Source organism: Cyanobium sp. WAJ14-Wanaka (genome assembly GCF_024345375.1).
In the GTDB taxonomy this organism is placed as follows: domain Bacteria; phylum Cyanobacteriota; class Cyanobacteriia; order PCC-6307; family Cyanobiaceae; genus Cyanobium_A.
In genome coordinates this window covers 814,650-828,619 of the sequence record NZ_JAGQAZ010000001.1, presented here as the reverse complement: position 1 = coordinate 828,619, position 13,970 = coordinate 814,650, and the positions used below count along the sequence as shown (strand labels likewise).

The following is a 13,970-nucleotide window of genomic DNA, read 5'->3' as shown; positions in this document are numbered from 1 at the left end:
CCCTGCAAGAGGATGGGAGTGCCAATGGGTAGGGAGCTCTGTTTGCCGTACTTCAGCGCCCATGGCCTGCTGTTGAGCAGTGATTTGGTTTTGCCGGAGTTGCGTGAGGTTGAGCAGGCTTCCGATCAGGAGCTGGTGTCGATAGGAGCTTCTGATCCAAAGCGATGGCCGGGGATGGAGGTGAGTTCCCATAGCACTCCAGCTTTGCAGCTTGGGCCAGCTGAGTGGCGCCTTGAGCTTGAGGGAATTGGTTGGTTTCGGGCGCTGGCGGGTACGGGGGTGGAGTGGGCTCGCTGGGACGACAGCGTCAGCGATCGCGACCTGCGCACATTCCTTGTAACCAGTGGTTTGGGAGCCGTGGCGATTCAGCGCGGCCGCCTGGCTCTGCATGGCACCGCTCTGCAGCGCGACGGCCAGGCAGTGTTGCTTTTAGGACGCCCAGCGGCGGGTAAATCCACATTGGCCTGGTGTTTATTGCAACAGGGCTGGCAGTTGCTGAGTAGTGAGCTGGTGGTGGTGGATCGCCTGGGTCAGATTTGGCCTGGCATGCAACAAATCAAGCTTTGGCACGATGCAGCCGTGGCCCTGGGCATCGATTGGCAGGAGCTGCCGGCGGTGCGCCGTGGTCTCAAGCGCTATGCACTCCTGCCCCGGGAGTTACCCCAGGGAGTGGTCTGCGCACAAAAGCCGGTGACGCTGCGCTGTATCTATCAGCTGGCAAGGGAAAGGGAGGAGACTCCTAATCCAGCCCTAACTGCTTCCAAATCATTTTCTCAACAGGGTGCGTTGCTGGCGCTACGTAATCAGATGTTTCACGCCAGGATGGTTCGTGGTATGGGCATGGAGCAGGAATTGTTTTTGCAGGCGGCGCAGTTGGCTCGAACGGTACCTGTGCATCGTTTGCGGGTTGCCGATGGAATCAAGGCGATGGCCGCTGCTGTTACTGCTGCAGATCTACTTGATCCTGCTTCTTTAATGGAGGCGAATGATGGCTGAGCAGGATCAGGGCTATTGGTATCTTGCGTCCTATCCCAAATCAGGCAATACCTGGTGCAGGGTTTTTATTACTGAACTGTTGCGGCTTGCAGGGGAAGTGGCCCCCGCCGAGCTTGATCTCAATAAAGATATTGAAACAGGAGCCATAGCATCGTCCCGCCTGTGGCTTGATGATCAGTTGGGTATTAATAGCTGTGATCTGAGTTTTGCCGAACTGGATGCCGTGCGTGGCCAAGCTGGTGCCAGTTCCTGGTTATTTGCAGAGGGCGAGCGGTTTCACAAGGTTCATGACGCCTTTAAATCTCCAGATTCGCGTGGGCGACCTGTAGTTAGCACCCAAGGTTGCAGGGGTGTTGTGTATATCATGCGTCATCCAGAGGATGTGGCTGTATCACTGAGTCATTTCTTTTCTTGGCCATTGGAGCGCTGCGTTTCTTTTCTGTTGGACCCATCTGCAGCACTTGTTCCATCTGATCGAATCGGTGGCAATCAGGTGCGTCAGCATATGGGCCGCTGGGATAATCATGTGCTTTCCTGGGCTGATCAGCAACAATTACCAGTGCTAGTTCTCCGCTATGAAGATATGCTCGCCAATGGACCAGCAAGCTTTGAAGGATTAGCACAGTTTTTGCAGTTGCCTGCAGATCAAAATTTAGTAAATCAGGCTCTGGCCAACACTTCCATAGATCGTCTGCAGAAGTTGGAGGAACAACTTGGTGGATTTATGGAGAAGCCAAAGGGTTGTAAGCGATTTTTTCGCTCTGGCCGAACCGGTGAGGGGGCTGAGTTGTTGAGTATTGCCCAGCGCAGCTTGCTGAATTCTGAGCTCAGGGAAGTGATGCAGCGCTTTGATTATGGAGAAGCAGATGGCCTCTAGTTTCTCGATTGAATTTATATTTGGCAACCTTAATGATGGTTTGCGATCTGAATTGCGCTCGTTTTGGGCCCTCAATCAAACGGCTTTTCAGGCCGAGTTGCAAGGCTTTCGATCTGGGCTAGCCCAAAATCGTTTGCTGGAACCAAAAGGTTTGATGAAACGGCAGCCTGCGGCAATTGCCCGTGATCAGGGCGGCGAAATTATTGGAATTGTCTTTTTGGCCTTGAGAGAGCTTAATGCTGGCCTTGATCTAGGCACGCATGCATATTTTCAGCGAATGTATATATTGCCCAGGGAAAGGAATGCTCGGCTTGCCAATCAGCTGTATCTAGCTTTCCTAGCCGGCTTTGATAACGCCCTTGAATTGCGGGACCATCGAGCAAGATACCTTTTGTCTGAAAATATAAATGTAGGGCTGCAGTCTGCATCTATGCGGCGTTATTTTGCCCGCCATGGCTTTCGGATTTTGGGCTCTAATCAATTTGGGAGTGAGGTTTGGATCCGAAAACTTGAAACACTGTTTGTTTTTTGAGCTAATCGCTTTTGATCTGGCTGACAACCTTTTTGCGTAGGGCTTCTTCTAGCCAGGCCGTTACGTCTTTGATGCAGGATGGTCGATCGATTTCATATTCTTTTGCTAGTTCCTCGCAGATTTGGTTAATCGTTGGAGCATTGCCAAGGCTATTCCAGATTGCAGTGCCAGATTCATTTAGCACAAGATATTCGGAGGTGTTGCTTTGAAACAGGGCAATTTCACCGTCAAGTTCGCTGCAAACTGCCTGGGGGTGTCGCTTGAAGCGATCTGTGTTGGAGAAGGTCATGGAACAAATAATAGAGCCGCAAGGCCTAGAAGAGCCAATGGCATTCGTAATGGCAATAGAGAGCTAAGTATGTGGAGATATGTGAGTGATTAAAGAAATAAAAAGCCCCTGTGGTGGTAGGGGCTTGTGGGGTTACGCTTTCAGTTGAGGGTGTTGGTGGCAGGCAGTCACTTTGCGGGGAGGGTTGGATGGCAACCGTAGGAACCCGATACGTTCGTGGAGCATCGTGTGGATTTATCGTGCACCCTGACATCCCTATGTTTAACAGTCTCAGTTAAGGCTTGAATAACAGGTGTTTTCCATTGTTTTTTGCTACTTGGTGCGCCATAGCCATTGCTGCCAAAGCGATATTTTAAGTCTCCTGAAACACGGGTATCAAAGGCATCATCATAGGAAAGATTGACGCCAAGAGTAAGCCCATTGGTGATGTTGTAGGCAAGCCTGCCTAAGACACCAGAGCCATCGGCGGTATTGAGGTCACCATTTTGATAGTAGTAACCAATAGAGGCACGAAAATCAGGGGTGATGCTGTAGCCAACATCTAAACCATAGGTATCTAGTGCGCCGCCTTGATAAACGCTATTGAGCTTGGCATTTGTGGTGCCGATTGGAACAAGGGCATAGGCATTGAAGTTCCAGCTATTGCTAACAGCTTCTAAGCCTGCTGCAACTTGCTGAAAGAAGACTGTTTGAGAGTTGCTAACACTTACACCAGTATCTGCAGGACCTGCAGCCACTGGGCGGCTGTCGTAGCCAGCATTAACGCCAAACATCCAGGAGCGATCTGAGTTCAGCCAGCGGTAGCCCAAGCGTGTAGAGGTTGATAAAGTGGTGCCTGAAACCTCAGTATTAATCAGGCTGCTGTAGTTGCCGTAGTCACTGAAGTTGGCATTTACCAAAAAGTCTACAAAGGCAACGCTATTTTTCCCTACATTGAGTGGAATGAAAGCACCCAGCCCAGCTTCATTTGGAGTGCCAGCGCCTTGTAATTGCCCTTGAAAGCCGTAGTTGAGCTTAACGGCATCTCTGAGGTTGAGATCCAGCACACCTGTTTCCTTGGCTGGTTCAGTTTCTTCTGCGGCAACAGGGCTGATGGCAATAGGCGTGTAGGCAAGCGCTAGGGCGGCGCTACCAGTAATTGCAAGCGACAGACGAACAGATCGCAGCATTCCTCAGGCTCATCGCAATATTAAGCTGATTTTGAAGCGGAGTCGTTGCGGCGTAAGGCTTTCGGGGGTCAGTTCTCCTTTTGGTAGCAGGCAGGCATCAGGCTTTGCGAGTTCATAAAGCCACTCCCATAGCCATTACGCCTCCAAGTGCCTCCCCCAGCAACGCAGGTCTGAATGGAAAGCTTGGGTGGTTTTTAAGGTTGGCAGTAGTGGGATACACCACTGCGAGAAGCGAGCCTTGGCATTTAAAAGCTCAAGCTGGGCTTGATTTTTGAGGATTGTCATTAGGGCAGCCAGCCAATAATCAAGCCACCGCAACCGATTTACCTGATATTTCCTTCCAGTAGGGCGCCAACCGCTACAAAGTGCTACGACTTTTAGTGGCTCTGTTGGATAAATCAGTGGTGGAGCCTTAGCCCTGGTGGCAGCAATACCCCCATAATCTTGCTGAAACCACCTTCCTTGCGCAATAACAATGGCAGCCTCCAGGTGCGGGTAAGGATTGATGGGCGTGATGCCTTTATCAACCGCTTAGGTCGCTGGAGTGACCCAGTGGCAGTTGCCAAAGCCCACGCCATTGCCGCCCAGATATGGAGCGATTACCAGCAGGGAGTATTTGATCGGAGCCTGATGGCTTATCAACCCCTTATCAACGGCAAGGAAGTGGGGTTACTGGAGGCGTTGAGGGTAAGGGCAGAGAGCAAGCGACAGGCTGCTGCCATCCACGCCTACAGGCTGCTACAGCGCTATGACAAGCCCATTCGTAACCGGCAGTGACGCAGAAGTATTTCTGGGGTGGTTGAGGGCAGAGGGATTGGGCGATAGCACCATTGCTGGGCTGATGACCCATTACCGCCAGTGCTCTGTAGGCAACCGCCACCTGTTTTCCCACCAGCTGAAATGGCAACGGCGCTCAGTGTTGAGTGATGTGCTGAGCGCAGAAGAAATCCAGGCAGTGCTGAGCGATTTGGAGAGCAAGGAGAGCTGGTATTACCCGTTGTTTTTGCTCTGGCTCAGCACTGGGCTAAGGAATGCTGAAATCAGGGGTTTGACCTGGGATTGCCTGAAGTGGGAGGAAGGTGAGGTGCTGGTTTGTAAGAGCCTCAGGCGTGATGGGTATTCAAGCTGCAAGGTGGAGTGGGCTCCAACCAAGACAGGGAGAGAGCGTGTGGTGCCCTTGACGCCCCAGGTGCTGAAGACCTTGAAGCAGCACAGGGCTGAGATGGAGCAGTTGGGTCTTTATGACCCCTATGGATTGGTGTTTGTCACCCCCACCAGTCACGGCAATGTCTACGACCATCTGCTGGCTCGTGTGTGGCACCGCAGCCTCCAGCGTTGTGGCTTGAAGCCCCGCCGCCTCTACGCCCAACGCCATAGCTTCTTGTCTCACGCATTAGCGATGGGAAACTCACCCGCTGATTTGGCAGCGGCGGCAGGTCATTCCACCAAGATGCTGCTGGATACCTACGCCAAACCAACAGGCAGATTGACGATGCCGAGTTGGCAGACAGCCTGAAACGAAAACCCAAAAAGGATGCTTATTTCTGAGCTATAAAAGTGCATGCGCCACCAATCAATTAAATAGGCACGAGCAACGAGAAATAGCAATAAAAACAAGCCTTAGCGAAGCAGCTCTCTTGTGGTCTTTACCCGCAGATGTTGGTGCGTCACCAAATCCCCATAGGCAGACCCTGTAAAACTTATAAGTCGCATAAATAATCACTGCCCGCAGTGCTTACTCAGTGGATTGAGAAGCTTTAGCTGCGAGCAAATCAACAGAAGAGATGTGCTGGATGCCGAAGGGTGTGCCAGTGCTTTTGCGTGAAAAGAAACCAAAGATACCCCTAAACACAAATGAGCTCAATACAAAGCCAATATCAACAAGAGCGCCATCAAGCCCAAAGGTTGAAACGCAATATCAAACGCCTCATTCACGATCAGCTCCACAGCATCAACCCCTGGTGGCTGATTAGCTTTCACTACCGAGACCACCACAATAAAGAAGATGAGTTGCTAAATGATGTTGCTGACCTCAAGCGGAAACTACAGCGCATCATCTTTAAATCCCGTGATAAGAGCATCAAAGGTGCTGGTAGCTTCCCTTACCCAAAGATGCTGTTTTTCCACGAAACCAGCCACCAGGGCACAGGGCAATATCACACGCATCTAATCACAGAAAAGCTACCAGCAAGCCTAAATAGCCAATATGAGACGGAAACCCTGTTTTCTAAACGATTACCCCATAAGGTCAAAGCGTTGTCTAAATGGAAATCTATTGATATTCAACGCATTAACCCACAGGATGATGATTATAGACGCATCAGCAGTTATTTGGGAAAGCAGAGCAGCTTAGAGCTGATTGCCCTTGACCCATTCAATAGCGACCTATCAACAAGAAGAAAATGAGAAGAAACCAACTCACCATCACCTACCCAGAAGGCGACGCCAATCAGCTCCACCAAACGCTACTGGCATTGAAGAAAAGCCGTTGCTTGAATGTCTCAGCATTTTGTAGAGCAGCGATTGCTGAGAAGTTGGAGCGATTAATGCCACTGGAGGCACTCCAGTGAAGACCATCACCATACGGTTGCCTGATGTGGAGGCAGCAATGCTCCTTGAGGTTGAGAAGGTGAATAGGGGGTATAGAGACCTCCAGGGTTTGCTAATCAGCCAAATCCAAAATGAATACAGGAAGACGCCAAAAGGTAGAGCATCAAAGTGAAATAGACAGCCAGAGCAGCAGCAATGCCCCGCCCACCACGCCGTTTGCCTCAGGGGTATTCGTTTCATATCACGCTCAGGTGTAATAGCCGCCAGTTTTTGATTGCCAAAGGCTTGAGACGGGATGTGCTGCTGGCAGTGCTCGCCAAGGCACAAGCAAAGGTGCCGCATAGGTTGTATGCGGTGTGTCTAATGGCAAATCACCTGCATCTCCTCATCAAGCCTGATAATGCCTCCCAGTTACCCCGTTTGATGCACTGGGTTGGCTGGTATTCAGCAATGGCACTCAACCGACTTTCTGGGCGTTGCGGGCACTTCTGGGAGGCACGGTATTACGCCACTGCGATTGCTCCCAAAGACCACAGAAGGGTGCTTAATACACTCAGGTATATTCACGCCAACCCCAAAGCAGCAGGAGTGCGTAAGGGCTTTTATGACCCCTATTCCAACTACGGGCACTACGGCAGATTGGAATGCGATGGCATCAGTGAATGGCATCCAAGTTTCCTGCAACTTGCACCAAGCCTGAAGGAATGCTCCAAGCGTTATGAGCGTTTCTGCCAGAAGTATCGCCATCACAGCAAAGGAGCAGCCAAGTGCCACTGGGGCTCAAGGATGCTGAAGCGACTGATTGCAAAGGGTAGGGGTCTGCAGAGTAATAGGAAGCGAGTATCACCAGGGCAACAGCAACTCCCTTTTCTCTTTGATTGTCGTCTAAATCAAATCCCCGATGAGTGGCACCAGATAGCGTTTAGATTTAAGCGAGCCAATGGCATCCGTGACGGCGACAGTGAGCGAAGTATTTGGTAGTTGTGTTGGGGCAATAAATGTATTTTTTAAAAGCAAGTATTACCGAAGCATAGCTTTGCTGCGCTTGAGAAAAGGTGAAATATTTTTATGGCAGTAAAAGCGGCTCAAAGTTGGCAGGAAGTTGGGAGATGGTGCCAGGTATAGGAAGGTCTTTTGGAGGATTTGGGAATGATTAAAGAAATAAAAAGCCCCTGTTGTGGCAGGGGCTTGTGGGGGTACGATTGCTCTTCAAAGGCCCATCGACATCAGGTACACAGCTCAGGTCCAGCCAGAATCAGAAACCCGTTGCTGATTCCATTCCATAATCGTGAACCCGTACATCCCTATGTTTAACTGTCTCAGTTAGTGCTTGAATAACAGGTGTTTTCCATTGTTTTTTGCTACTTGGTGCGCCATAGCCATTGCTGCCAAAGCGGTATTTTAAGTCTCCAGAAACACGGGTATCAAAGGCGTCATCATAGGAAAGATTGACGCCAAGAGTTAGCCCATTGGTGATGTTGTAGGCAAGCCTGCCCAATACACCAGAGCCATCGGCGGTATTGAGGTCACCATTTTGATAGTAGTAACCAATAGAGGCACGAAAATCAGGGGTGATGCTGTAGCCAACATCTAAACCGTAGGTATCTAGTGAGCCGCCTTGATAAACGCTATTGAGCCTGGCATTTGTGGTGCCGATTGGAACAAGGGCATAGGCATTGAAGTTCCAGCTATTGCTCACGGCTTCTAAGCCTGCTGCAACTTGCTGAAAGAAGACTGTTTGAGAGTTGCTAACGCTTACACCAGTATCCGCAGGACCTGTAGCCATTGGTCGGCTGTCGTAGCCAGCATTGACGCCAAACATCCAGGAGCGATCTGAGTTCAGCCAGCGGTAGCCCAAGCGGGTAGAGGTTGATAAAGTGGTGCCTGAAACTTCAGTATTGATGAGGCTGCTGTAGTTGCCGTAGTCGCTGAAGTTGGCATTTACCAAAAAGTCTACAAAGGCAACGCTATTTTTCCCTACATTGAGTGGAATGAAAGCACCTAGCCCAGCTTCATTTGGAGTGCCAGCACCTTGTAATTGCCCTTGAAAGCCGTAGTTGAGCTTAACTGCATCTCTGAGGTTGAGATCCAGCATGCCAGTTTCCTTGGCTGGTTCTGTTTCCTCTGCGCCAACTGGGCTGATGGCAATAGGCGTATAGGCAAGCGCTAGGGCAGCACTACCAGCAATGGCAAACGACAGACGAACAGATCGCAGCATTCCTCAGGCTCATCGCAATATCTAAGTTATTTTGAAGCGGAATCGTTGCGGCGTAAGGCTTTCATGTGTCAGTTCTGCTTTTGGTGGCAGGCATCAGGCTTTACGAGTTCATAAAGCCACTCCCATAGCCAGCGCACCCACCCAGCCCTTGCACCACTACTGCGTCTGGCGCCCTGGTGAGGTGACTCCCGGTAACTGCCAGCAAAGATGACCCGCTCGACAATGCGGCGCGCCTTTTGGGTGAATGTCAAGCCAAGGCCTCAGGGCCTGCTACTTGATCGCCTCGATTCGTGTCCATATCCTGGCAAGAAAAGCGTGAAACTCGCCGCGGCGCATGTTCCCGAAGCGAAGATGCACCACCCACGGCGGTGGCGAGTTGAGAATGATTCGATTCGAGAAGTCAGTGTCTTTCGTCACGATCACCAGCTCCTCCAACCTGGCGACCTCCCAGATCTCTCTATCACTCATGCCTCGACCGAGTTCAGCCACATGGGTGAAGGGGAGCGACGGCTGGAAGCGCAGCTGCCGGGGCACATTCTCATCAAAGACGAAGCCCTTCAAGCGACGCTTTGCAGCGAGAACTGATGGCTCATCAGATCGGAGGAGAAGCGGATGCAGGCCAGGATGTCATCCCGGGTCAGGGTCGGATACTCCTCTAGGACATCCTCGATGGCATCGCCAGCAGCAAGAAACTCCAGCACCGTTCGGGCCGTTACACGGGTGCCCTTGATGGTCGGCTGACCATTGCAGATGTTTGGCTCAACGACGATTCGCTCCATGCTCTTAGCCTCCTGAGGGCATGCTAGTTGCCGTGGAGGGCCAAGACCACGCCGTCATTGCCGAGGGCTGAGGGCTCGTTGCATCCAGCTGGTGAGCACGGTTTCGATGTTGCCGGCATGCCACTGAAGCGGACTCTTGCAGTCGGTGCAGCCCCAGCGGCGGAAGTTACGCCCCGGCTTGAGGATCCCCCGGAGCCGCAGACGGCGCACCGATTCACGGCTGACACTCAGCAGCTTGCAGGCTTGTGCGGTTGATGAAGTTGGCGATGCTGGGCACGTGGAACTGGGAGCGGAAGGCCCGGAGGGTCGGAATCGCTGGGACTGGGCTGCAGCTCACCTGCTTCAGTCGCAGTAGATGGGGTTAGCCCAGTCCTCGCTCCCGGCAGGAGGCGTTGAGCTCCGTGACATTGAGGCCTGCGGTCTCGAGAACCCTCGTAAACGTGTCAGCAGCACTCCAGCTTTCTGGTTCCTTCTCGGATGTCGGCACCACCTCTTCCTGCAACCGCCAGGCCTTCCTCCAGTTGTAGAGGATGACTATGTGAATGCCATTCTCTGCTGAGATCTGAGAAACGCTCTGCCGCATTGGCGGACTCATCCGCCTCCTGACTTCAGCCTTGACAGCCTCGCTGTAACGACGCTGAAGCAAGTATTAGTGAAGCAGAGCCTTGCTGCGCTTGGAAATAGTTCAAATAGTTTTATGGCATCAAAAGCAGCTCAAAGTTGGCGGGAAGTTGTTAGATGGTGCCAGGTGTCGGAAGGTCTTTTGGAGGATTTGGGAGTGATTAAAGAAATAAAAAGCCCCTGTAGTGGTAGAGGCTTGTGGGATTACGCTTCAGTTAGATCTGCGCGCCACTGGTGTGGTTTCAGGGTGTGGTTGATTATATGTGGCTTTATCGTGCACCCTGACATCCCTATGTTTAACAGTCTCAGTTAAGGCTTGAATAACAGGTGTTTTCCATTGTTTTTTGCTACTTGGTGCGCCATAGCCATTGCTGCCAAAGCGATATTTTAAGTCTCCTGAAACACGGGTATCAAAGGCGTCATCATAGGAAAGGTTGACGCCAAGAGTTAGCCCATTGGTGATGTTGTAGGCAAGCCTGCCCAATACACCAGAGCCATCGGCGGTATTGAGGTCACCATTTTGATAGTAGTAACCAATAGAGGCACGAAAATCAGGGGTGATGCTGTAGCCAACATCTAAACCATAGGTATCTAGTGCGCCGCCTTGATAAACGCTATTGAGCTTGGCATTTGTGGTGCCGATTGGAACAAGGGCATAAGCATTGAAGTTCCAGCCATTGCTAACAGCTTCCAAACCTGCTGCGACTTGCTGAAAGAAGACTGTTTGAGAGTTGCTAACGCTTACGCCTGTATCTGCAGGACCTGTAGCCATTGGTCGGCTGTCGTAGCCAGCATTAACGCCAAACATCCAGGAGCGATCTGAGTTCAGCCAGCGGTAGCCCAAGCGGGTAGAGGTGGAGAAGGTGGTGCCTGAAACCTCAGTGTTCAGCAGGCTGCTGTAGTTGCCGTAGTCGCTGAAGTTGGCATTTACCAAAAAGTCTACAAAGACAACGCTATTTTTCCCTACATTGAGTGGAATGAAAGCACCCAGCCCAGCTTCATTTGGAGTGCCAGCTCCTTGTAATTGCCCTTGAAAGCCGTAGTTGAGCTTAACGGCATCTCTGAGGTTGAGATCCAGCACACCTGTTTCCTTGGCTGGTTCAGTTTCTTCTGCGTCAACAGGGCTGATGGCAATAGGCGTGTAGGCAAGCGCTAGGGCGGCGCTACCAGTAATTGCAAGCGACAGACGAACAGATCCCAGCATTTCTCAGAATTATCTCAATATCTAAGTTATTTTGAAGCGGAATCGTTGCGGCGTAAGGCATTTGGGGTCGGTTCTGCTTTTGGTGGCAGTCATCAGGCTTTGCGAGCACAGCAAGGTACTCCAATAGCCATTACGCCTCCAAGTGCCTTCCCTAATCTCCCCACTGCTGCTTTTGCCGCCCTGCTGAGCTGGTTACCCCCGATGAGTGCCCAATAGCGTTTAGATTTAGACGAGCCAATGGCATCCGTGATGGCGATAGAGAGCGAAGTATTTGGTAGTTGTGTTGGGGCAATAAATGTATTTTTTAAAAGCAAGTATTACCGAAGCATAGCTTTGCTGCGCTTGAGAAAAGGTGAAATATTTTTATGGCATCAAAAGCAGTTCAAAGTTGGCAGGAAGTTGTTAGATGGTGCCAGGTATAGGAAGGTCTTTTGGAGGATTTGGGAATGATTAAAGAAATAAAAAGCCCCTGTTGTGGCAGGGGCTTGTGGGGGTACGATTGCTGGGAGGCTGTCCGAAAGAAAAATGTGATCGTCAAGGTCTTCACCCAGGGTCAGTAATCCACCTCCAGCAGGTGCTACTCATACAGGTCCAGGTGCTATCGTGAACACGTACATCCCTATGCTTAACTGTCTCAGTTAGTGCTTGAATAACAGGTGTTTTCCATTGTTTCTTGCTGCTTGGTGCGCCATTGCCATTGCTGCCAAAGCGATATTTTAAGTCTCCAGAAACAACGGTATTAAAAGCGTAGTCATAGGAAAGATTTGCTCCAAGTGTGAGCCCATTGGTGAGGTTGTAGGAAAGCCTTCCCAATACACCAGAACCATCGGCGGTATTGAGGTCACTATCTTGATAGTAGTAACCAATAGAGGCACGAAAATCAGGTGTGATGCTGTAGCCAACGTCTAAACCGTAGGTATCTAGTGCGCCGCCTCGATAACGACTATTGAGCATGTAATTTGTGGTGCCGATTGGAACAAGGGCATAGGCATTGAAGTTCCAGCCATTGCTTACAGCTTCTAAGCCTGCTGCAACTTGCTGAAAGAAGACTGTTTGAGAGTTGCTAACGCTTACGCCAGTATCTGCAGGACCTGTAGCCATTGGTCGGCTGTCGTAGCCAGCATTAACGCCAAACATCCAGGAGCGATCTGAGTTCAGCCAGCGATAGCCCAAGCGGGTAGAGGTTGATAATGTAGTTCCAGCAACGGTTGTATTGATGATGCTGCTGTAGTTGCCGTAGTCGCTGAAGTTGGCATTTACCAAGAAGTCAACAAAGGCAACGCTGTTTTTACCCACATTGAGTGGTATGAATGCACCTAGTCCAGCTTCATTGGGAGTGCCAGCACCTTGTAGTTGCCCTTGAAAGCCGTAATTGAGTTTGACGGCATCTCTGAGGTTGAGATCCATCACACCAGTTTCCTTGGCTGGTTCAGTTTCTTCTGCGCCAACAGGGCTGATGGCAATAGGCGTGTAGGCAAGCGTTAGGGCGGCGCTACCAGCAAGGGCGAGCGACAGACGAACAGATCCCAGCACTTCTCTGATTTGCCACAAATTTTGTGAATTTCACGGCGAAATTGCTGCGCTGTAGGTCTTTCGGGGGTCAGTTGTGCTTTTGGTGGCAGGCAAGCATCAGCCTTTACGAGCTCCCCCAGCAACGCAGGGTTGCCTGGAAAGCCTTGAGCTTTCAGCCATGGATAACCTCAGGAGGATGGTGGTGTGCGTCTATCTCCCCGCCTTAGACAGCCGGTTAATCAACCCGATGGTCGACCTTGGCCGTCTGTCTGCTTGCTCTCACGATTCAGATCAGTGTCTTGATCCCTAGCTCTTGGCATAGGGCCTGGAATTGACGCACGAGATCCTGGATTACAGCCTGTTGTTCGTTTGTCGGGTCGTTAATATTTAGTCGGCTTAGGGGCAGAATCTCAAACCCCCGTGCCGCCAGAGCAGCCTTGACGCCCAGGGGAAACGGAAGAGATTGCAGAAGTACAGCATCGGTCTGGCCAATCCACTTACATAGCCGCTGAATCGATTGGATTTGGCCCCCATCGCGCCAGTGGCGGCAGAGAAAGGTCAGTAGCTCTGGGAAACAGGCTGCACAGAAATCCATCACTCCGCTGGCACCAGCTGCCAGCGTTGCTGCCAGCTCGGCTGTGTTGGCCTCTAGAAGTGTGAAGCTTGCGCCTGCCGCCGCTCTCAGTGCGGCGATCTGTTCTGGCTGTCCCTGGGTGGTTTTCAGCATTTGGTAGGTGCCCAGAGCCGCCAATGTGTTCAGCGACGAAGGTGTCAGCGTGCGGTGAAATGGGCTGTTCGCTTCGTACAGCCCTAGGGGGCCCGAAGCGCGTTTGCCCACAGCCACCAGGCGTTTGAGAGCTTCGGCCTCAGGCACGCTTGCATTAGCAAGCAGTCCCGGAATCACCAAAGGCAGACTGGCACCAGCCTTACGTAGGGCTGCGGCTCCTTGAACACACGCCTCAACGCTGCGGCCGCAACTGATGCTTGCCCATGTGCGCGCCGCCCCAAAGATGCTGCTGGCCATGCCTGTGAGTTGTAGTGCCTCAGGCCAAGACAGCGACAGCATCTCTCCGGTGGATGCCACTGCGAGCACTGCATTAGCTCCAGCCTGTTGGTAGAAGCGCAGCAAGCGGCGTTGTGCTCCTAGATCGATCTCAAGTGAGGAGCTGAATGCTGTGGGCATGGGCACGCCAAACACTGGCAGCAGATCAAACAGTGCTCTT

The 13,970-nt window shown here is 51.5% G+C and carries 16 protein-coding genes and 1 pseudogene; 6 read left to right on the top strand and 11 right to left on the bottom strand.

What is annotated here, in order from left to right:
• Positions 1–42 precede the first annotated feature (42 nt).
• From KBY49_RS04655 to KBY49_RS04645, 3 genes are read left to right on the top strand one after another with little or no spacing between them, the layout of a single operon-like run.
• Positions 43–996 carry a hypothetical protein gene (locus KBY49_RS04655; RefSeq protein ID WP_254933565.1) on the top strand — a complete coding sequence of 318 codons (954 nt, stop codon included), beginning with the start codon at positions 43–45 and terminating at the stop codon, positions 994–996.
• Entirely contained in the window at positions 989–1,873 is an 885-nt protein-coding gene (locus KBY49_RS04650; RefSeq protein ID WP_254933564.1) for a sulfotransferase domain-containing protein, read from the top strand. The genes KBY49_RS04655 and KBY49_RS04650 overlap by 8 nt, the downstream gene beginning before the upstream one ends.
• Positions 1,863–2,405 (top strand): hypothetical protein, encoded by a 543-nt coding sequence (locus tag KBY49_RS04645; protein ID WP_254933563.1) that lies wholly within the window; start codon positions 1,863–1,865, stop codon positions 2,403–2,405. Before KBY49_RS04650 ends, KBY49_RS04645 begins: the two co-directional genes overlap by 11 nt.
• Before the next feature lies 1 nt (position 2,406).
• Here KBY49_RS04645 and KBY49_RS04640 read toward each other — a convergent pair whose 3' ends face one another.
• Positions 2,407–2,694: a PqqD family protein gene (locus KBY49_RS04640; protein ID WP_254933562.1), complete on the bottom strand. Its 288-nt coding sequence runs from the start codon at positions 2,692–2,694 to the stop codon at positions 2,407–2,409.
• Positions 2,695–2,861: 167 nt separating this feature from the next.
• The gene (locus KBY49_RS04635; RefSeq protein WP_254933561.1) at positions 2,862–3,863 is read right to left on the bottom strand and encodes a carbamoyl-phosphate synthase; all 1,002 of its coding nucleotides are present in this window, start codon (positions 3,861–3,863) and stop codon (positions 2,862–2,864) included.
• A 444-nt stretch (positions 3,864–4,307) separates the two neighbouring features.
• Between KBY49_RS04635 and KBY49_RS04630 the strand changes: the two are divergent.
• From KBY49_RS04630 to KBY49_RS04620, 3 genes and pseudogenes are all read left to right on the top strand, one after another.
• Positions 4,308–5,379: pseudogene (locus KBY49_RS04630) on the top strand (site-specific integrase).
• 338 nt (positions 5,380–5,717) lie between these two features.
• Positions 5,718–6,269, top strand: a complete 552-nt coding sequence (locus KBY49_RS04625; RefSeq protein WP_254933560.1) for a hypothetical protein — start codon at positions 5,718–5,720, stop codon at positions 6,267–6,269.
• Positions 6,270–6,608: 339 nt separating this feature from the next.
• Positions 6,609–7,394 (top strand): transposase, encoded by a 786-nt coding sequence (locus KBY49_RS04620; RefSeq protein ID WP_254933559.1) that lies wholly within the window; start codon positions 6,609–6,611, stop codon positions 7,392–7,394.
• A 274-nt stretch (positions 7,395–7,668) separates the two neighbouring features.
• On the opposite strand, the gene KBY49_RS04615 is transcribed toward KBY49_RS04620, so the two are convergent.
• From KBY49_RS04615 to KBY49_RS04575, 9 genes are all read right to left on the bottom strand, one after another.
• Positions 7,669–8,631, bottom strand: coding sequence for a carbamoyl-phosphate synthase (locus tag KBY49_RS04615; protein WP_254933558.1), 963 nt, complete (start codon positions 8,629–8,631; stop codon positions 7,669–7,671).
• 68 nt (positions 8,632–8,699) lie between these two features.
• Entirely contained in the window at positions 8,700–8,882 is a 183-nt protein-coding gene (locus tag KBY49_RS04610) for a hypothetical protein (RefSeq protein ID WP_254933557.1), read from the bottom strand.
• A 19-nt stretch (positions 8,883–8,901) separates the two neighbouring features.
• The gene (locus KBY49_RS04605) at positions 8,902–9,192 is read right to left on the bottom strand and encodes a DUF5615 family PIN-like protein (protein ID WP_254933556.1); all 291 of its coding nucleotides are present in this window, start codon (positions 9,190–9,192) and stop codon (positions 8,902–8,904) included.
• Complete coding sequence (locus tag KBY49_RS04600) at positions 9,189–9,410, bottom strand: DUF433 domain-containing protein (protein WP_254933555.1); 222 nt, start codon at positions 9,408–9,410, stop codon at positions 9,189–9,191. Before KBY49_RS04600 ends, KBY49_RS04605 begins: the two co-directional genes overlap by 4 nt.
• A gap of 54 nt (positions 9,411–9,464) precedes the next feature.
• Positions 9,465–9,620, bottom strand: coding sequence for a hypothetical protein (locus KBY49_RS04595; RefSeq protein ID WP_254933554.1), 156 nt, complete (start codon positions 9,618–9,620; stop codon positions 9,465–9,467).
• A gap of 151 nt (positions 9,621–9,771) precedes the next feature.
• Positions 9,772–10,056, bottom strand: coding sequence for a transposase (locus KBY49_RS04590; RefSeq protein WP_254933553.1), 285 nt, complete (start codon positions 10,054–10,056; stop codon positions 9,772–9,774).
• A 186-nt stretch (positions 10,057–10,242) separates the two neighbouring features.
• Positions 10,243–11,235, bottom strand: coding sequence for a carbamoyl-phosphate synthase (locus KBY49_RS04585; protein ID WP_254933552.1), 993 nt, complete (start codon positions 11,233–11,235; stop codon positions 10,243–10,245).
• Between the two features lie 543 nt (positions 11,236–11,778).
• On the bottom strand, positions 11,779–12,768 hold the full coding sequence (locus KBY49_RS04580; RefSeq protein ID WP_254933551.1) for a carbamoyl-phosphate synthase: 990 nt from the start codon (positions 12,766–12,768) through the stop codon (positions 11,779–11,781).
• A gap of 265 nt (positions 12,769–13,033) precedes the next feature.
• Positions 13,034–13,930, bottom strand: a complete 897-nt coding sequence (locus KBY49_RS04575; protein ID WP_254933550.1) for a dihydrodipicolinate synthase family protein — start codon at positions 13,928–13,930, stop codon at positions 13,034–13,036.
• Between the last annotated feature and the right edge of the window lie 40 nt (positions 13,931–13,970).

Coding starts and splice junctions, on each gene's coding strand:
- KBY49_RS04650 (WP_254933564.1), top strand. CDS start 989: ATGGCTGAGCAGGATCAGGGCTATTGGTATCTTGCGTCCTATCCCAAA.
- KBY49_RS04645 (WP_254933563.1), top strand. CDS start 1,863: ATGGCCTCTAGTTTCTCGATTGAATTTATATTTGGCAACCTTAATGAT.
- KBY49_RS04640 (WP_254933562.1), bottom strand. CDS start 2,694: ATGACCTTCTCCAACACAGATCGCTTCAAGCGACACCCCCAGGCAGTT.
- KBY49_RS04635 (WP_254933561.1), bottom strand. CDS start 3,863: ATGCTGCGATCTGTTCGTCTGTCGCTTGCAATTACTGGTAGCGCCGCC.
- KBY49_RS04625 (WP_254933560.1), top strand. CDS start 5,718: ATGAGCTCAATACAAAGCCAATATCAACAAGAGCGCCATCAAGCCCAA.
- KBY49_RS04620 (WP_254933559.1), top strand. CDS start 6,609: ATGCCCCGCCCACCACGCCGTTTGCCTCAGGGGTATTCGTTTCATATC.
- KBY49_RS04615 (WP_254933558.1), bottom strand. CDS start 8,631: ATGCTGCGATCTGTTCGTCTGTCGTTTGCCATTGCTGGTAGTGCTGCC.
- KBY49_RS04600 (WP_254933555.1), bottom strand. CDS start 9,410: ATGGAGCGAATCGTCGTTGAGCCAAACATCTGCAATGGTCAGCCGACC.
- KBY49_RS04585 (WP_254933552.1), bottom strand. CDS start 11,235: ATGCTGGGATCTGTTCGTCTGTCGCTTGCAATTACTGGTAGCGCCGCC.
- KBY49_RS04575 (WP_254933550.1), bottom strand. CDS start 13,930: ATGCCCACAGCATTCAGCTCCTCACTTGAGATCGATCTAGGAGCACAA.